Source organism: Klebsiella sp. GL120222-02 (genome assembly GCF_003097195.1).
Classification (GTDB): Bacteria; Pseudomonadota; Gammaproteobacteria; order Enterobacterales; family Enterobacteriaceae; genus Klebsiella; species Klebsiella variicola.
On sequence record NZ_QEQO01000002.1, the window covers coordinates 411065 to 430364 of the forward strand.

A 19300-nucleotide genomic window follows, 5' to 3' on the forward strand; every position below is an offset into this window, starting at 1 on the left:
TTGATCTTATTCGATGACAACCCAGGTGCGGGCGCTCATTATGAAACCAGTAGTGTTCATAGGGGTAATCGACAATGGAACAGTTGCGAACCGAACTCAGTCACCTGCTTGGCGAAAAGCTGAGCCGGGTGGAGTGTGTCAGTGAAAAACCCGCTACGGCGCTGTGGTCCCTGTACGACGCGCAGGGAAACCCGATGCCGCTGCTGGCGCGCAGTTTCACCACGCCCGGTGTGGCGCGGCAACTGGCATGGAAGATCTCCACCCTCGCGCGCAGTGGTACAGTGCGCATGCCGGTGGTTTACGGCGTGATGACGCATGAAGAGCATCCCGGGCCGGATGTGCTGCTGCTTGAGCGCTTGCGCGGCGTTCCGGTGGAGGCCCCCACGCGCACACCAGCGCGTTGGGAGCAACTGCAGGAGCAAATCGTCGAGGCGCTGCTCGCCTGGCATCGTCAGGACAGCGGCGGCTGCGTAGGAATGGTCGATAATACCCAGGACAATCTGTGGTCGAACTGGTACCGCCAGCGGGTAGAGATGCTGTGGAGCACCCTGAACCTGTATCAGGATACCGGCCTGACGATGCAGGATAAGCGTATTTTGTTCCGCTCCCGCGAGTGCCTTCCGGAGCTGTTTCGCGATTTTAATGACAATGCCGTGCTGGTACACGGTAATTTCACCTTGCGCAGTATGCTGAAAGACCCACGCAGCGATCAGCTGCTGGCGATGGTGGGCCCGGGGATGATGCTGTGGGCGCCACGCGAGTATGAACTGTTCCGCCTTGCAGAAGGCGGCCAGGCGGAACAGTTGCTGTGGCGCTACCTGCAGCAGGCGCCAGTTTCCGAGGCCTTTGTCTGGCGGCGCTGGCTCTATCTGCTGTGGGATGAGGTGGATAATCTGGTCAATACCGGGCGCTTTGACCGCGCCCGTTTCGACCTCGCGACAAAATCACTCCTGCCCTGGCTCGCCTGAGCCACCTTTCAGCCATTGCCAGACGCGACCGAGGGTTTCATAGCCGACCCGGTCGCTGTGCATCAGCCATACCGGGGAGGGGATGGCTCGCTCCCACGGATTAAGCGGCGAGGTCACCGCTAACTGATTTGCCGGCGCGGGCAGGGGATCCAGACCGGCATGACGAAAGAAAATCATCGCCCGTGGCAGGTGTGACGCCGAAGTGACCAGCAGGAAGGGCGCATCGCCGATGGCGCGCTTCACCGCCTGCGCTTCCTCTTCTGTATCTTTCGGCCGATCGAGCACGATGATATCGCTGCGTGGTACGCCGAGGCTCTCGGCCACTCTCGCCCCAGCTTCTGCCGTGCTGACGGGATTCGTTTTCGCTGCCGCGCCGGTGAAGATCATTTTCGATCCGGGATTCGCCTGCCACAGGCGAATGCCCTCCGTCAGGCGCGGCAGGCTGTTATTGATAAGATTAGAGCTTGGCGCCCACTCCGGATTCCAGGTATAGCCGCCGCCCAACACCACCACGTAGCTCACCGGCTGCTCGCCGCGCCAGGTGGGGTAGCTATCTTCAATCGGTTTCAACAGGCTGTCGGCCACCGGTTGCAGGCTCAGCAGCGCCAGCAGCAGCCAGCCGAGGCTCACGCATAGCTTGCCGGTACGTTGAAAGCGGCTGAACCATAACAGCGCGATCCCGATCCCGATCAGCAACAGCAGGGCGGGAAGCGGCAACAGCAGACCGCCGACGATCTTTTTTAGCGTGAAAAGCATGCCAGATGGTTCCTTTTTTAACCATATAACCAAAGTTATGTTCGGATCTTATAACAGATCGCTTCATTCTCGGCGTGGGTATGACAAAATAGCGGTTTTGTGTTGGCTTGTGGAGTCGCCCGTGCAGGATCGCAATTTCGATGACATTGCTGAAAAGTTTTCGCGCAATATTTACGGCACCACAAAAGGTCAGCTGCGCCAGGCGATCCTCTGGCAGGATCTGGAACCGCTGCTGGCGCAGCTGGGGCCGGGACCGCTGAGGGTGCTGGATGCCGGCGGCGGCGAAGGGCAAACGGCCATTAAAGTGGCGCAACTGGGTCATCACGTGACGCTGTGCGATCTCTCCGCTGAAATGGTGGCGCGCGCCCGCCAGGCGGCCGTCGATAAAGGTGTGATCGACAACATGCATTTTGTACAATGCGCGGCTCAGGATATTGCGCAGCATTTGGAAAGCCCGGTTGATCTGGTACTGTTTCATGCGGTGCTGGAGTGGGTGGCGGAGCCCCAGGAGGTGCTGCGTACGCTGTGGTCGACGCTGCGTCCTGGCGGTGGGCTGTCGTTGATGTTCTACAATGCTAACGGCTTGCTGATGCACAATATGGTGGCCGGTAATTTCGATTACGTACAATTGGGCATGCCAAAAAAGAAAAAACGCACGCTGTCGCCGGATTATCCGCGTGAGCCGCAGCAGGTTTATCACTGGCTGGAAGAGATTGGCTGGCAGATTGTCAGCAAAACCGGCGTGCGGGTGTTTCATGATTATCTGCGTGAAAAACGCCAACAGCATGACAGCTATGCGGCGCTGCTGGAGCTGGAAACGCGCTACTGTCGTCAGGAGCCGTATCTCAGCCTGGGCCGTTATATTCATGTCACCGCGCTTAAGAGCCAGGCTCATAGCCGCAGATGCAAGGATAAAGTATGAGTGAATTTTCCCAGACAGTCCCCGAACTGGTTGCCTGGGCCAGGAAAAATGATTTTTCTATCTCGCTGCCGGTCGACAGACTCTCTTTTCTGCTGGCGGTCGCCACGCTGAACGGCGAACGGCTGGAAGGGGAAATGAGCGAGGGAGAACTGGTGGATGCGTTCCGCCACGTCAGTGATGCGTTTGAGCAGACCAGCGAAACCATCAGCCAGCGCGCCAATAATGCGATCAACGATTTGGTGCGCCAGCGTCTGCTGAACCGCTTTACCAGCGAAATTACCGAAGGCAATGCGATCTATCGCCTGACGCCGTTGGGGATCGGGATCACCGATTACTATATCCGTCAGCGTGAATTCTCGACGCTGCGTCTCTCGATGCAGCTGTCGATCGTCGCCGGCGAGCTGAAGCGTGCGGCGGATGCGGCAGAAGAGGGCGGGGATGAGTTCCACTGGCATCGCAATGTTTTCGCTCCGCTGAAATATTCCGTGGCGGAAATTTTCGACAGCATCGACCTGACGCAGCGCATTATGGATGAGCAGCAGCAGCTGGTGAAAGACGATATCGCACAGTTGTTAAATAAAGACTGGCGCGCGGCGATTTCCAGCTGTGAACTGTTGCTGTCGGAAACTTCCGGCACCCTGCGCGAACTGCAGGATACGCTGGATGCGGCGGGGGATAAACTGCAGGCGAATCTGCTGCGCATTCAGGATTCGACCATGGCGCGCGACGATTTGCATTTTGTCGACCGGCTGGTATTCGACCTGCAAAGCAAACTCGACCGCATCGTCAGCTGGGGTCAGCAGGCGATTGACCTGTGGATCGGCTACGACCGCCATGTGCACAAGTTTATCCGTACCGCTATCGATATGGATAAGAACCGCGTCTTCGCCCAGCGTCTGCGCCAGTCGGTACAGACCTATTTTGATGAACCGTGGGCGCTGACTTACGCCAACGCCGACCGTCTGCTGGATATGCGCGATGAAGAGATGGCGCTGCGCGATGAAGAGGTCACCGGTGAACTGCCGGCGGATCTCGAATTTGAAGAGTTTAACGAAATTCGCGAGCAGCTGGCGGCGCTGATCGAAGCGCAGCTGGCGGTCTATAAAGAGAAGGGAATACCGCTGGACCTCGGCCTGGTGGCGCGGGAGTTCCTGGCGCAGTATCCGCGCGGGCGTCACTTCGACGTGGCGCGGATCGTCGTGGATCAGGCGGTACAGCTGGGCGTCGCCCAGGCAGATTTCACCGGACTGCCGGCAAAATGGCAGCCGATTAATGATTACGGAGCCAAGGTACAGGCGCATGTCATTGACAAATATTGAACAAGTGATGCCGGTTAAGCTGGCGCAGGCGTTGGCCAATCCGTTATTTCCGGCGCTGGACAGCGCCCTGCGCGCGGGCCGTCATATCGGTCTCGACGAGCTGGATAATCACGCATTTTTGATGGATTTCCAGGATTACCTGGAAGAATTTTACGCTCGCTATAACGTCGAGTTGATCCGCGCACCGGAAGGGTTCTTCTATCTGCGCCCGCGCTCCACCACGCTGATTTCGCGCTCGGTGCTGTCGGAGCTGGATATGATGGTGGGCAAAATTCTTTGCTATCTCTATCTCAGCCCGGAGCGCCTGGCAAACGAAGGGATTTTCACCCAGCAGGAGCTCTATGACGAACTGCTGACCCTGGCGGATGAATCCAGGCTGCTGAAGCTGGTGAACAATCGTTCCACCGGTTCGGATCTGGACCGCCAGAAGCTGCAGGAAAAAATGCGCGCGTCGCTAAACCGCCTGCGCCGTCTGGGGATGGTGTGGTTTATGGGCCATGACAGCAGCAAGTTTCGCATTACCGAATCGGTATTCCGCTTTGGCGCCGATGTGCGCGCCGGCGACGACCCGCGCGAGGCGCAGCGCCGCCTGATCCGCGACGGGGAAGCAATGGCTCTGGAAAATCACCTGCAGCTCAATGATGAGAATGAAGAAAACCAGCCGGATAGCGGGGAGGAAGAGTAATGATTGAACGCGGTAAGTTTCGCTCGCTAACGCTGGTTAACTGGAACGGTTTCTTTGCCCGGACCTTTGATCTTGATGAACTGGTGACCACCCTCTCCGGGGGGAACGGCGCGGGTAAGTCCACGACCATGGCGGCTTTCGTCACGGCGCTGATCCCGGATTTAACCCTGCTGCACTTCCGTAACACCACTGAAGCGGGGGCCACCAGCGGCTCACGCGATAAAGGCCTGCATGGTAAGCTGCGCGCCGGGGTGTGTTACTCGGTACTCGATGTGATCAACTCCCGCCACCAGCGCGTGGTGGTCGGCGTGCGCCTACAACAGGTCGCCGGACGCGATCGTAAAGTCGATATTAAGCCGTTCGCCATTCAGGGACTGCCGACCTCTATCCTGCCGACCCAGCTGTTGACCGAAACGCTGAACGATCGTCAGGCGCGCGTGGTCAGTCTCAATGAGCTGAAAGACAAACTCGAGGCGATGGAAGGCGTCCAGTTTAAACAGTTCAACTCGATCACCGAATATCACTCGCTAATGTTCGATCTGGGCGTGGTGGCGCGTCGTCTGCGTTCCGCCTCCGATCGTAGCAAATACTACCGCCTGATTGAGGCCTCGCTGTACGGCGGGATCTCCAGCACCATTACCCGCTCGCTGCGCGACTACCTGCTGCCGGAAAACAGCGGCGTGCGTAAAGCGTTCCAGGATATGGAAGCGGCGCTGCGGGAAAACCGCATGACGCTGGAAGCCATTCGCGTAACCCAGTCTGACCGCGATCTGTTTAAACACCTGATCAGCGAAGCCACCAACTACGTGGCGGCGGACTATATGCGTCACGCCAACGAGCGGCGCATTCACCTGGATAAGGCGCTGGAGTATCGTCGCGATCTCTTTACCTCGCGTTCGCAGTTGGCGGCCGAGCAGTATAAGCACGTCGAGATGGCGCGCGAGCTGCAGGAGCACAACGGCGCGGAGGGCGATCTGGAAGCCGATTACCAGGCCGCCAGCGATCACCTGAACCTGGTGCAGACCGCCCTGCGTCAGCAGGAAAAAATTGAGCGCTACGAAGCGGATCTCGATGAGCTGCAGATCCGTCTGGAAGAGCAGAATGAAGTGGTGGCGGAAGCCGCCGACCAGCAGGAAGAGAACGAAGCCCGCGCCGAAGCCGCCGAACTGGAAGTGGATGAGCTGAAAAACCAGCTCGCCGACTATCAGCAGGCGCTCGACGTCCAGCAGACCCGCGCCATTCAGTATAACCAGGCGCTGCAGGCGCTGGAGCGCGCGAAGGCGCTGTGCCATCTGCCGGATCTGACGCCAGAGAGCGCCGACGAGTGGCTGGAAACCTTCCAGGCGAAAGAGCAGGAAGCGACGGAGAAAATGCTGTCGCTGGAACAGAAAATGAGCGTGGCGCAAACCGCGCACAGCCAGTTCGAACAGGCGTACCAGCTGGTGGCGGCGATTAACGGCCCGCTGGCGCGTAATGAAGCCTGGGACGTGGCGCGCGAATTACTGCGCGACGGCGTTAACCAACGCCATCAGGCCGAGCAGGCGCAGGGGCTGCGCAGCCGTCTCAACGAGCTGGAACAGCGTCTGCGCGAGCAGCAGGACGCCGAGCGTCAGCTGGCTGAGTTCTGCAAACGCCAGGGCAAACGCTACGATATCGACGATCTGGAAACGCTGCATCAGGAGCTGGAAGCGCGCATCGCGTCGCTGGCCGACAGCGTCTCTAACGCTCAGGAACAGCGCATGACCCTGCGTCAGGAGCTGGAGCAACTGCAGTCGCGCACCCAGACGCTGATGCGCCGGGCGCCGATCTGGCTGGCGGCGCAGAACAGTCTCAACCAGCTGTGCGAGCAGAGCGGCGAACAGTTTGAGTCCGGCCAGGAGGTCACCGAATACCTGCAGCAGCTGCTGGAGCGTGAGCGTGAGGCTATCGTTGAACGTGACGAGGTCGGCGCCCGCAAGCGTGCCATCGACGAAGAGATCGAGCGACTCAGTCAGCCGGGCGGCTCTGAAGACCCGCGTCTGAACGCGCTGGCGGAGCGCTTTGGCGGCGTCCTGTTGTCGGAAATTTATGACGACGTTAGCCTCGAAGATGCGCCGTACTTCTCCGCGCTGTATGGCCCATCGCGCCATGCGATCGTGGTGCCGGATCTGTCGCAGGTGGCGGAGCAGCTCGAAGGGCTGGAAGATTGTCCGGAAGACCTGTATCTGATCGAAGGCGATCCGCAGTCCTTCGACGACAGCGTGTTCAGCGTTGACGAGCTGGAAAAAGCGGTGGTGGTGAAGATTGCCGACCGCCAGTGGCGTTATTCACGTTTCCCAACGCTGCCGCTGTTTGGTCGCGCGGCGCGCGAAAATCGCATCGAAACACTGCATGCTGAGCGTGAGAGTCTCTCCGAGCGTTTCGCGACCCTGTCGTTCGACGTGCAGAAAACCCAGCGTCTTCACCAGGCTTTCAGCCGCTTCATTGGCAGCCATCTGGCGGTGGCTTTCGAGGACGATCCGGAAGAAGAGATCCGCAAGCTTAACAGCCGCCGCGGCGAGCTGGAGCGTGCGCTGAACGCCCATGAGAGCGATAACCAACAGAACCGCGTGCAGTATGAGCAGGCGAAAGAGGGCGTGTCGGCGCTCAACCGCCTGCTGCCGCGCCTGAACCTGCTGGCGGATGATACGCTGGCTGACCGCGTGGACGAGATCCAGGAACGTCTGGACGAAGCGCAGGAGGCAGTGCGCTTTATTCAGCAGCATGGCAATCAGCTGGCGAAGCTGGAGCCGATCGTCTCGGTATTGCAGAGCGATCCGGAGCAGTTTGAGCAGCTGAAAGAAGATTACGCCTATGCGCAGCAAACCCAGCGCGATGCGCGTCAGCAGGCCTTTGCGCTGGCGGAAGTCGTGCAGCGCCGGGCCCACTTCAGCTACTCCGATTCGGCGGAGATGCTCAGTGGCAACAGCGATCTCAACGAGAAGCTGCGCCAGCGTCTGCAACAAGCGGAATCTGAGCGTAGCCGCGCGCGCGAAGCGATGCGTAGCCACGTTGCGCAGTTGAACCAGTACAACCAGGTGCTGGCGTCGCTGAAGAGCTCGTATGACACCAAAAAAGAGCTGCTCAACGATCTGTATAAAGAGCTGCAGGATATCGGCGTGCGTGCCGATGCCGGGGCGGAAGAGCGCGCGCGTCAGCGTCGTGACGAGCTGCACACGCAGCTGAGCAACAACCGCTCCCGTCGCAATCAGCTGGAAAAAGCGTTGACCTTCTGCGAAGCGGAAATGGACAACCTGACCCGTAAACTGCGCAAGCTGGAACGCGATTACTGCGAAATGCGTGAGCAGGTTGTCAGCGCCAAGGCGGGCTGGTGCGCGGTGATGCGTCTGGTGAAAGACAACGGCGTCGAACGTCGTCTGCATCGCCGCGAACTGGCCTATCTCTCTGCCGACGAACTGCGTTCGATGTCGGATAAGGCGCTCGGTGCGCTGCGTCTGGCGGTCGCCGATAACGAACATCTGCGCGACGTGCTGCGTATTTCGGAAGATCCGAAACGTCCGGAGCGCAAAATCCAGTTCTTCGTCGCCGTCTATCAGCATCTGCGCGAGCGTATCCGTCAGGATATTATTCGTACCGATGACCCGGTGGAAGCGATCGAGCAGATGGAGATCGAGCTCAGTCGTCTGACCGAAGAGCTGACCAACCGCGAACAGAAGCTGGCGATCAGTTCCCGCAGCGTGGCGAACATTATTCGCAAAACCATTCAGCGTGAGCAGAACCGTATCCGGATGCTCAACCAGGGGCTGCAGAGCGTCTCGTTCGGCCAGGTCAACAGCGTGCGTCTGAACGTCAACGTGCGCGAGACCCACTCGACGCTGCTGGATGTCCTGTCTGAACAGCATGAGCAACATCAGGATCTGTTTAACAGCAATCGCCTGACCTTCTCGGAAGCGCTGGCCAAGCTGTATCAGCGCCTCAACCCGCAGATCGACATGGGGCAGCGCACGCCGCAAACCATCGGCGAAGAGCTACTCGACTACCGCAACTATCTGGAGATGGAAGTGGAAGTTAACCGCGGCTCCGACGGCTGGCTGCGCGCGGAGTCCGGCGCGCTGTCGACCGGGGAAGCGATCGGTACCGGGATGTCGATTCTGGTAATGGTGGTGCAGAGCTGGGAAGATGAGTCTCGTCGCCTGCGCGGCAAGGATATCTCGCCTTGCCGTCTGCTGTTCCTCGATGAAGCGGCGCGTCTCGACGCCCGCTCCATCGCCACGTTGTTCGAGCTGTGCGAACGTCTGGAGATGCAGCTGATTATCGCGGCGCCGGAAAATATCAGCCCGGAAAAAGGCACGACCTATAAACTGGTGCGTAAAGTGTTTAATAATCACGAACACGTACACGTTGTCGGCCTGCGCGGTTTTGCCGCACCGGTACCGGAAGCACTGCCGGGTACGGCCGACGCCTCCTGAGGCTGCGGCTACATTCTGGCGGCTAAGCGCTGAAAAGGGCAACGTTAAGTTGCCCTTTTTGCTATCCAGCCTGGTATGCCTGGGTGGTATAATCTTTAAGCTTCTTTACATTAGGTAAGGCAAAAGCCTTTCCGTCTTTATATACTGTGATAAAGCCCACTAATTTGTGGGCGGCAATGTGTGACAACAGGGGGCAAGGGATGTTGCTAAAGAAACGGTATGGTCGTCCATTGTCAGCGCTCAGCCTGAGCCTGGCACTGGCATTTGCTCCGCTGTTCAATGTCCAGGCCGCAGAGCCTGAAGTCGTACCTGGTGATAGCTCCGCTACGCCTGGAGAGCTTTCCGTCGCGCTGACGCAAAGCGATGGGCAATCGCCGGCGGTCGCGAAGCTGGCCGGTGAGCAGCCGCTGTCGATGGAGGCGGCGGCAAACAGTCGCGCCCAGATCGAGGCGCTGTTGCCGGCAGGGTACAAACCTGTCTTTATCAATCCGCTGGTGTCGCTGTACGCCGCCAGGGATATGAAACCGATGTGGGAGAACCGCGAGGCGGTGCAGGCGTTCCAGCAGCAGCTGGCGGAGATCGCCATCGCCGGTTTTCAGCCGCAGTTTACCACCTGGGTCAGCCTGCTGACCGATCCCGCCGTCAGCGGCATGGCGCGCGATGTGGTGTTGTCGGATGCCATGATGGGCTATCTGCACTTTATCAGCGGCATCCCCACCCAGGGGACCCGCTGGCTATATAGCTCGACGCCGTACAAGATGGCGACCCCGCCGCTATCGGTGATTAACCAGTGGCAGCTGGCGCTGGACAATGGCTCCCTGCCAGCGTTTATCGCTGGCCTGGCGCCGCATCATCCGCAGTATGAGGCCATGCACCAGTCGTTGTTGGCGCTGGTGGCTGATTCTCGCCCGTGGCCGCAGATGACCGGTAGCGGCTCGCTGCGCCCCGGCGAATGGAGCAATGATATCGGTGCCCTGCGCGAGATCCTCCAGCGTACCGGGATGCTGGACAATACCGCCAATATCGTTCTGCCCGGCGATGTGGTGAGCCCGTCGGCGAAGAAAAAGAGCAAACCCGCGGCGCGCGGCGTGTACGATCGCCAGCTGGTGGAGGGGGTTAAGCGCTTTCAGGCCATGCAGGGGCTGGGTGCGGATGGCGTCATTGGCCAGTCCACCCGCGACTGGCTCAACGTCTCTTCCGCGCAGCGTGCGGGGGTGCTGGCCTTGAATATTCAGCGTTTACGCCTGCTACCGGGCAAACTGTCGACCGGCATTATGGTGAATATTCCCGCTTTCTCGCTGGTCTATTACCAGGATGGCAGCCAGGTGCTGGCCTCGCGGGTGATCGTCGGGCGTCCGGACCGCAAAACGCCAATGATGAGCAGCGCGCTGAACAACGTGGTGGTCAATCCACCGTGGAACGTGCCGCCGACGCTGGCGCGCAAAGATATCCTGCCGAAGGTGCGTAACAATCCGGGCTATCTGGAGCAGCATGGCTACACCGTGATGCGCGGCTGGAACAGTAAAGAGACCATCGATCCTTATCGGGTCGACTGGTCGACCATCACCGAGAATAATTTACCGTTCCGTTTTCAGCAGGCGCCTGGAGCGCGTAACTCACTGGGCCGCTACAAGTTTAATATGCCGAGTTCAGATGCTATTTATCTGCACGATACGCCGAACCATAATCTGTTCCAGAAAGATGTTCGCGCGCTCAGCTCCGGCTGCGTACGCGTCAATAAGGCCTCGGAGCTGGCCAATATGTTGCTGCAGGACGCGGGCTGGAACGACACGCGTATTTCCGATGCCCTGAAGCAAGGGGACACGCGCTATGTCAATATTCGGCAAAATATACCGGTGAATTTATATTACTTAACGGCTTTTGTGGACGCTGATGGACGTACACAATATCGAACAGATATTTACAATTACGATCTCACCGCGCGATCCAGTGCACAAATTCTGACGAAAGCGGAACAATTAATCAGGTAAATGAAGTAGTTCAATGGATTTTGTTGTCCTAGCACTGGGTAAAAAAGGGCGCTGCTCCTCTGCAGCGCCCGATTTTCCTGGGGTGAGGCTGCCTTGACGTTGGCAATAATGCCCGGTAAGGTGCCTTTCGTGCGCCAGAAGTGCATATACATATCATTCCGCTCAATGCGTAGCGCGGTCAGCGCGAACGCTCTCCTTTGCCGGACAGCATCACGGCTGTGGCGAGCGATGGCGAGCTGGCGGTTAGCCTCGCGCGATGCGGAAAAAGTATATAACGATTCATTGACTGTAGACCTGATTATCATGGACAAATTTGACGCTAATCGCCGCAGATTGCTGGCGTTGGGTGGTGCTGCGCTGGGTGCTGCCGCCATTCTCCCTGCGCCGGCATTTGCCACCCTCTCGACCCCCCGTCCGCGTATTTTGACGCTGAATAACCTGCATACCGGTGAATCGCTCAAGGCGGAGTTTTTCGATGGCAGAGGCTATATTCAGGATGAATTAGCAAGACTTAATCATTTTTTCCGTGATTACCGCGCGAATAAAATTAAGTCCATCGATCCAAATCTGTTCGATCATCTTTATCGGTTGCAGGGATTGCTTGGCACCAACAAACCTGTCCAGCTTATTTCTGGTTATCGTTCCCTTGATACCAATGATGAGCTTCGCGCACGAAGCCGTGGTGTGGCAAAACACAGCTATCACACCAAGGGGCAGGCAATGGATTTCCATATTGAAGGTATTTCGTTAAGCAATATTCGCAAAGCGGCGTTATCTATGCGCGCAGGTGGTGTAGGATATTACCCACGTAGTAACTTTGTGCATATTGATACCGGTCCCGTAAGGCACTGGTAACGAAAGGAGCGTCATGAACTATCGTATTATTCCGGTTACCGCGTTCGCGCAGAACTGTTCTCTCATCTGGTGCGAACAAACCCGCCTGGCGGCGCTGGTCGATCCTGGCGGCGATGCTGAACGTATCAAAGCGGTGGTGGCGGAGGCGGGCGTCACGCTGATGCAGATCCTGCTGACGCATGGCCATCTCGATCACGTCGGCGCCGCTGCGGAACTGGCGCAGCATTATGGCGTACCGGTTATTGGTCCGGAAAAAGAAGATGAGTTCTGGCTGGAAGGATTGCCGGCGCAAAGCCGGATGTTCGGCCTGGAGGATTGCCAGCCGCTGCGTCCGGATCGCTGGCTCAATGAAGGCGATGTGGTCAATGTAGGGAATGTGGCGCTGCAGGTACTGCACTGTCCGGGCCATACGCCGGGTCACGTGGTCTTCTTTGATGACGCTTCCCGATTGCTCATTTCCGGAGACGTGATTTTTAAAGGCGGGGTGGGGCGCAGCGATTTTCCACGCGGCGACCATGGACAGTTGATTGCGGCCATTAAGGATAAGCTGTTGCCGCTGGGCGATGACGTGACCTTTATTCCCGGCCATGGTCCGCTGTCGACGCTGGGTGAGGAACGTCGTAACAACCCGTTCCTGCAGGATGAGATGCCGGTCTGGTAACAGACATGACGCGAACACATAAAAAAGGCCGCATTCGCGGCCTTTTTCTTTTATCTCGCTTAGAGCACGCTGTCGCTTACAGTACTGCGACGATGGCTTCGCACAGCGGCGCCATATTGTCAGGCGTCATCCCGGCCACGTTGATACGTCCGGAAGCAACCGCATAGATGGCGAACTCTTCACGCAGGCGCAGCACCTGCTCTTTAGTCAGGCCGCTGAATGAGAACATGCCGTTCTGCTGGCTGATAAAGCTGAAGTCGCGGCTCGCGCCTTTCTCCTGCAGGGTGTTGACGAACAGCAGGCGCATACGCTGGATGCGCTGGCGCATATCGGTCAGCTCCTGCTCCCAGATCGCACGCAGCGCATCGTTGCTCAGAATGGTGGCGACCACGGAGGCGCCATGCGCAGGCGGGTTGGAGTAGTTGGCGCGGATCACCGATTTCATCTGACTGAATGCGCGGTCCACGGTCTCCTGATCGGCGGCGACCAGCGTGCAGGCGCCGACGCGCTCGTTGTACAGGCCAAAGTTTTTCGAGTAGGAGCTGGCGACCAGCAGCTCTTTGTGCAGCGCAGCAAAGGCGCGCAGACCTTCAGCATCTTCTTCCAGACCGCGGGCAAAGCCCTGGTAGGCGAAATCAAACAGCGGGAGCCAGCCTTTTTCCACTGACAGCTGAGCCAGCTGCTGCCACTGGTCGAGCGTCGGATCGATACCGGTCGGGTTGTGGCAGCAGCCGTGGAACAGCACCACGTCGCCGGCCAGGGCTTCGGTCAGGCTGGTCAGCAGACCCTCAAAGTCCAGCGCATGGTTAGCGGCGTCGTAGTAGGTATATTCGCGCACTTCCAGCCCGGCAGAGGTAAACACGCTCTTGTGGTTCGGCCAGCTTGGGTTGCTCACCCACACGCGTTTCACGTCGGTGTTTTTGGCGAGGAAGTCAGCCGCGACACGCAGAGCGCCAGTACCGCCTGGGGTCTGCGCAGTACGGGCGCGTTTATCAGCGATAATCGCATTGCCTTTACCGAACAGCAGCTCCTGGGTGCAGCGACCAAATTCAGGAATACCATCGATGCCCAGATAGTTTTTAGTCGTTTCATTTTCCAGCAGGTACTGCTCTGCTTTCTTGACGCTGGTCAGAACGGGTGTTTTACCGGTTTCATCCTTGTAAACACCAATTCCGAGGTTAATTTTTTCAGGGCGGTCATCGGCACGAAACAGATCGGCCAGACCTAAAATCGGGTCGGCTGGGGCGGCGGTAATGTTCTCAAACATGACGAGGTTCCATTGTGATTACTGAAGGGAAATCCGCTATCAGGTTAACGGGAGAATAACGAATTGCCAACCGTTTGCGACAAAAAGCGAGAAGGTTTTCGAAAGATACGATCTTTGCCTCACGAATACAGAAAAGCAGGACCGAAGTCCTGCTTTGAAGGCATATCACGAAGGGGTGTACTGCAGATTAGAACTGGTAAACGATACCCACGGCCGCCTGGTCGTCGGTGGCTACGCCAGCCGCTTTGGTGTAATCGTTGTCGTCCAGCTGGTTGAATTTATACGCAGCGTAGACGTTCATGTTCTTGTTGAAGTAGTACCAGGTACCCACTTCGATGTATTTAACCAGATCCGCATCGCCGCCGGAGAAGCCAGCACGTGACTGCAGGTCTTTACCTTTGGTCTGCACGTAACCGATGGACGGACGCAGGCCGAAGTCGAACTGATACTGTACGACAGCTTCAAAGTTCTGGGTTTTGCCCGCGAAGTGGTTATCTTCTTCCGGAGTCATGTTGTAGGTCTGAGAGTACATGACCGCTGCATAGACGTTGTTGGCGTCATATTTTGCAGAGGTTGCCCAGGCTTCGGCTTTGTCGCCATTGCCGTCAGCTTTCTGATCGACGCTACGGTTGGAGCCGGAGTAGCCTGCAGACAGTGCGATACCGTTGTCGAACGCGTAAGTGGCTGCGGTGCTGAAGCCGTCGCCATTCTGCTTGCGAACCGCACGGTCGTGGTCGTTTTTACCCTGGTACTGCAGCGCGAAGCTCAGGCCGTCAACCAGACCAAAGAAGTCAGAGTTACGGTAGGTTGCCACGCCGTTGGTACGGCCGGTCATGTAGTTGTCGGTGTAGTTCCAGCCGTCGCCGCCCCATTCAACCAGCATATCGGTTGCTGCTTCGACGTCGTAGATCGCGCCGTAGTTACGGCCGTAGTCGAATGAACCGTATTCGCCCGCTTTCAGACCCGCGAACGCCAGACGGGTTTTCGTCGGCTGGGAACCTTCAACATTGGACGCATCCATGTTGTATTCCCACTGGCCGTAACCGGTCAGTTGATCGTTGATCTGAGTTTCGCCTTTCAGGCCGATACGGGCATAGGTGGTATCGTCGCTGCTGGTGTCGCCATTGGTGGTCCAGACGTGCTCGCCGACCATTTTCCCATAGAAGTCCAGTTTGTTGCCGTTTTTGTTATAGATTTCTGCAGCGTTGGCTGCACCGGCTACCAGCAGGGCAGGGATCACCACTGCCAGAATATTGCGCTTCATCATTATTTATTACCCTCATTAATATTTTTTATATGAACACGTGCCACTGCCGTCAATAAGTTCTGTCAATAAAAACTTACAGAACCATTGATGAGAGTTTGGTGTCTGAAGGCATCTTTCCATCCGCGACAACGTTTCGCTAGCCGGAAAATGCTACGAATATCTCATATGAGTAATAAAACGAAAAATCATGTAACTAAATGTGTATTTCGGGGAACTTTGTGAACTTAATCAAAATTCCGTTCCACCTGATGAGGTAAAACGTCATTGCTTATCTATCTATATGAATTATTTATGATTAATTTGGATAAGCGGCAATTCGTTCATTTTATGTGTTGAATTCGTCTTCTTTTTATTCAGCCTCTGTCTTGGCAAGACGTGCGGCACATGGTTAAAAAATGAGCAAATTTATCAGGGGTTTTGCTCTGATATGAACATAAAGTGCGATCTGCATCACCGGTGTGCACCGAAACAGTGCGTAACATAAATGTGATTTCCAGGCCTTGATGTTTAAGTTTGTTGAATTTTGCTAACAGTAATTGACATAAAAAAAGGCCAGCTTGCGCTGGCCTTTCAGGTTGATGTCAGAAAAACTTAGAATGTCGCGTTGCGCGGGGTACGCGGGAACGGAATGACATCGCGGACGTTCTGCACGCCGGTGACGTAAGCGATCAGACGTTCGAAGCCCAGACCGAAGCCGGAGTGCGGTACGGTGCCGTAGCGGCGCAGGTCGCGATACCACCAGTAGTCTTCTTTGTTGAGCCCCATCTCTGCCATACGCGCGTCCAGCACGTCGAGACGCTCCTCACGCTGGGAACCACCGATGATCTCGCCGATGCCCGGCGCCAGCACGTCCATTGCCGCGACGGTTTTACCGTCTTCGTTAAGGCGCATGTAGAAGGCCTTAATGTCTTTCGGATAGTTTTTCACCACGACCGGCGCTTTGAAGTGTTCTTCAGCCAGATAACGCTCGTGCTCGGAGGAGAGATCCACGCCCCAGTAAACCGGGTTCTCAAACTGCTTGCCGCAGTTTTCCAGGATAGTGACGGCATCGGTGTAATCCACCTGAGCAAAATCAGCGGAGACGAAACGCTGCAGACGGTCGATAGCGTCTTTGTCTACGCGCTCGGCGAAGAACTGCATGTCATCCGCACGCTCTTCCAGTACCGCCTTAAAGACGTACTTGAGCATCGCTTCCGCCAGACCAGCAACATCGTTCAGGCTCGCGAAGGCGACTTCCGGCTCCAGCATCCAGAACTCCGCCAGGTGGCGGCTGGTGTTGGAGTTTTCGGCGCGGAAGGTTGGGCCGAAGGTGTAGATTTTCGACAGTGCGCAGGCATAGGTCTCGCCGTTCAGCTGGCCGGATACGGTCAGGAACGACTCTTTACCAAAGAAGTCTTTATCGAAGTCGACTTTGCCCTGATCGTTACGCGGCAGGTTTTCCAGATCCAGCGTCGACACGCGGAACATTTCGCCGGCGCCTTCGGTATCGGAAGCGGTGATCAGCGGGGTGGAAACCCAGAAGAAGCCCTGTTCGTCGAAGAATCGGTGCAGCGCCTGCGCCAGGGTATGACGCACGCGAGCTACCGCGCCAATCAGGTTGGTGCGCGGACGCAGGTGCGCTACTTCACGCAGATACTCGATGCTGTGGCGCTTGGCCGCCATCGGGTAGGTGTCCGGGTCTTCCACCCAGCCGGTGACTTCCACGCTGGTCGCCTGGATCTCAAAGCTTTGACCCTGGCCCTGGGAAGCCACGACTTTACCGGTGACAATCACCGAGCAACCGGTGGTCAGACGCAGCACTTCCTGATTGTAATTGGGCAGAGAATTATTAATAACGGCCTGTACAGGATCAAAGCAGGAACCGTCATAGACGGCGAGGAATGAAAAGCCAGCTTTAGAATCTCGGCGGGTACGCACCCATCCGCGGACCGTGACTTCGCTGTCAACGGCAACGCGGCCCTGGAGTACGTCGGCTACAGGCACAACGCTCATAATAATCTCTCTATGTAGTCCAATAAAAAAGTCTCTTCCCCCTACAGCGGGGGGATATCTATGTTACCTGTCATCTTCCATCAGACAAGTAGATTTCGCACAGGGAAGGGTGGATTTCGGAAATAAATACACCTCCGGGGCGTTCTTTGGCTCCCCATGTCGACTTTTACACGACTTACTCGATAATGACCGTCATTTCCTGCTTCGCATTTTGCATCGACACGATGGTCCGGAAAGACTTGATATTTCCCGAGGCAAAAAAGAGTTCACGGGTTAGCGCTTCGTATTCCGCCATATCACGGACGTTGATCACGAGCAGAAAATCGAAGTCGCCAGTGACATAGTAGACCTGCTGCACTTGCGGACAGGTTACGAAACGCTGTATATCCTCCTCAAGCAGATCGAGACGTTCATTCTCAATGGTCACCTGCACCATAATGGTGATCGGTCTTCCCACTTTACTGGCGTCCACTAAGCTAACACTGCCTTTAATCACTCCTGCATCCTCCAGTGCAGCGATACGCCGATTGACTGCCGAAGGAGACAGGCTGATCCGATCGGCGATCTCCCGTTGCGACAAGCGATTATTACGCTGCAAGAGCGTAAGAATTTTTTTATCCCATGCGTCAAGTTTCATCATATATCTCGTCCTGCAAGCCTGTGATCAACCTCACTAATGCAACGTTGTTGCGTGAGAATGATAAAACAGAGTGAAAATTGCGGCGCGATGGGCAACTTTGCGCCAATTAACCGCCGGGCGCAGTGTACCATCACAGGCAGTGGGAAAGCGGTATATCGCGACAAAAAGCCTCTCACATTCTGACTTAACCAATTTAAAGCGACCGTCCTGTCTCAGGCCGCACGGATCCGTGCACCCGTCGTTTAGGCGGAATGGTCGCAAATAACGTTATCGTCGCAGGACGATATGAAAATAGAGGTGCCTGAATAGTGGACACAATTAAATTTCAACTTAACGCCCGGCGGCAGCCCTATGGCCAGGGAGCAGACTTGAGTCTGCTGAATGAAAGCGTGGGGAACGAAGTGCTGGCATTCCATCAAAAATTTCCTGATTACCGGGTCACGCCGCTGCGTAAGCTGGAATTTTTAAGCCAGCGGCTGGGGCTGGGATCGATCCATATAAAAGATGAAGCGCAGCGATTCGGTTTGAATGCGTTTAAAGGACTAGGCGGGTCCTATGCGATGGGGAAATATCTCGCCGCTCTGCTTGAGCGAGATATTAATACGTTGAGCTTTGCCGAGCTTAATTCACCAGTGATTAAGGCGCGTATCAAGGACATCGTATTTGTGACTGCTACCGACGGTAACCACGGACGTGGCGTGGCGTGGGCGGCTGAGCAGCTTGGGCTGCGTGCGGTGGTGTATATGCCAAAGGGCTCGTCGCCGGTACGCGCGCAGAATATTCGCCGGCATGGCGCCGAATGCACGATTACTGAACTGAACTACGACGACACAGTTCGGCTGGCGGCCAAAACCGCGCGCGAGCAGGGATGGGTTCTACTCCAGGATACCGCCTGGCAGGGCTACGAGCAGATCCCCACATGGATCATGCAAGGCTATATGACCCTCGCTGTTGAAATCTGGCAGCAGCTGGCAGAAAGCGGAGCGCCGATGCCGACGCATCTGTTTTTACAAGCCGGGGTCGGGTCGTTTGCCGGTAGCATCATGGGATATTTCATCGAAAAGATGCAGCAGCAGGCTCCCACCATCATCATCGTTGAGCCGCACAAGGCGAACTGCCTGTATCGCTCGGCAACCATTAATGACGGACTGCCGCACAGCGTCGGCGGGGATATGTCAACTCTGATGGCCGGGCTTGCCTGTGGTGAACCTAACATCACCAGCTGGCCAATGCTCCGCGACCATGCCACCTGTTTTATTTCCGCCGACGATTGTCTGGCGGCCAACGGCATGCGCCTGTTGGCCGCTCCGCGACCAGGTACTGACGAACCTTTTGTCTCCGGGGAATCCGGCGCTATTGGCACAGGAGTGCTTTATGCGCTGATGACTCAACCGGCGTATCGCGAGCTTGCCGAATCGCTGCGCCTGAATGCCGATGCACAGGTTCTGTTAATCAGCACGGAAGGAGATACATCACCCGATGTCTATGAAGACATCGTCTGGTTTGGCCGTAATGGTTGAGCGCTATCG

General features: G+C 56.8%; 14 protein-coding genes. 9 read left to right on the forward strand and 5 right to left on the reverse strand.

What is annotated here, in order from left to right; translation table 11 throughout:
- The first annotated feature begins 74 nt into the window (after positions 1–74).
- Complete coding sequence (locus N438_RS07235; RefSeq protein WP_008805863.1) at positions 75–968, forward strand: YcbJ family phosphotransferase; 894 nt, start codon at positions 75–77, stop codon at positions 966–968.
- On the opposite strand, the gene elyC is transcribed toward N438_RS07235, so the two are convergent.
- A complete protein-coding gene (elyC, locus tag N438_RS07240) occupies positions 945–1724 on the reverse strand; it encodes an envelope biogenesis factor ElyC (protein ID WP_008805864.1) in 780 nt (259 codons plus the stop codon). The genes N438_RS07235 and elyC overlap by 24 nt on opposite strands.
- A 121-nt stretch (positions 1725–1845) precedes the next feature.
- On the opposite strand from elyC, the gene cmoM reads away from it, so the two are divergent.
- From cmoM to N438_RS07280, 7 genes are all read left to right on the forward strand, one after another.
- A complete protein-coding gene (gene cmoM, locus N438_RS07245) occupies positions 1846–2646 on the forward strand; it encodes a tRNA uridine 5-oxyacetic acid(34) methyltransferase CmoM (RefSeq protein WP_016160569.1) in 801 nt (266 codons plus the stop codon).
- Entirely contained in the window at positions 2643–3965 is a 1323-nt protein-coding gene (mukF, locus tag N438_RS07250) for a chromosome partition protein MukF (protein ID WP_008805866.1), read from the forward strand. The genes cmoM and mukF overlap by 4 nt, the downstream gene beginning before the upstream one ends.
- Positions 3946–4650, forward strand: coding sequence for a chromosome partition protein MukE (gene mukE / locus N438_RS07255; protein ID WP_004150840.1), 705 nt, complete (start codon positions 3946–3948; stop codon positions 4648–4650). The genes mukF and mukE overlap by 20 nt, the downstream gene beginning before the upstream one ends.
- Positions 4650–9098: a chromosome partition protein MukB gene (gene mukB, locus N438_RS07260; protein ID WP_023339852.1), complete on the forward strand. Its 4449-nt coding sequence runs from the start codon at positions 4650–4652 to the stop codon at positions 9096–9098. The genes mukE and mukB overlap by 1 nt, the downstream gene beginning before the upstream one ends.
- 200 nt (positions 9099–9298) lie before the next feature.
- Positions 9299–11089 (forward strand): L,D-transpeptidase, encoded by a 1791-nt coding sequence (gene ldtD, locus N438_RS07265; protein ID WP_012542312.1) that lies wholly within the window; start codon positions 9299–9301, stop codon positions 11087–11089.
- A gap of 303 nt (positions 11090–11392) precedes the next feature.
- Complete coding sequence (locus N438_RS07275; protein WP_004201403.1) at positions 11393–11944, forward strand: YcbK family protein; 552 nt, start codon at positions 11393–11395, stop codon at positions 11942–11944.
- A 13-nt stretch (positions 11945–11957) separates the two neighbouring features.
- On the forward strand, positions 11958–12605 hold the full coding sequence (locus N438_RS07280; RefSeq protein WP_008805870.1) for an MBL fold metallo-hydrolase: 648 nt from the start codon (positions 11958–11960) through the stop codon (positions 12603–12605).
- Between the two features lie 76 nt (positions 12606–12681).
- Here the strand turns inward: N438_RS07280 and N438_RS07285 are convergent, their stop codons facing one another.
- The 4 genes from N438_RS07285 to N438_RS07300 form a co-directional block, all read right to left on the reverse strand.
- Positions 12682–13872 (reverse strand): amino acid aminotransferase, encoded by a 1191-nt coding sequence (locus N438_RS07285; RefSeq protein ID WP_116696201.1) that lies wholly within the window; start codon positions 13870–13872, stop codon positions 12682–12684.
- 187 nt (positions 13873–14059) lie between these two features.
- Positions 14060–15139 (reverse strand): porin OmpK35, encoded by a 1080-nt coding sequence (gene ompK35 / locus N438_RS07290; RefSeq protein WP_008805872.1) that lies wholly within the window; start codon positions 15137–15139, stop codon positions 14060–14062.
- Positions 15140–15730: 591 nt separating this feature from the next.
- Entirely contained in the window at positions 15731–17131 is a 1401-nt protein-coding gene (asnS, locus tag N438_RS07295) for an asparagine--tRNA ligase (protein WP_012542310.1), read from the reverse strand.
- Positions 17132–17306: 175 nt separating this feature from the next.
- The gene (locus N438_RS07300; protein WP_116696263.1) at positions 17307–17768 is read right to left on the reverse strand and encodes an Lrp/AsnC family transcriptional regulator; all 462 of its coding nucleotides are present in this window, start codon (positions 17766–17768) and stop codon (positions 17307–17309) included.
- A gap of 311 nt (positions 17769–18079) precedes the next feature.
- Between N438_RS07300 and dpaL the strand changes: the two genes are divergently transcribed.
- Positions 18080–19291 carry a diaminopropionate ammonia-lyase gene (gene dpaL / locus N438_RS07305; protein WP_004199498.1) on the forward strand — a complete coding sequence of 404 codons (1212 nt, stop codon included), beginning with the start codon at positions 18080–18082 and terminating at the stop codon, positions 19289–19291.
- Positions 19292–19300: the final 9 nt, after the last annotated feature.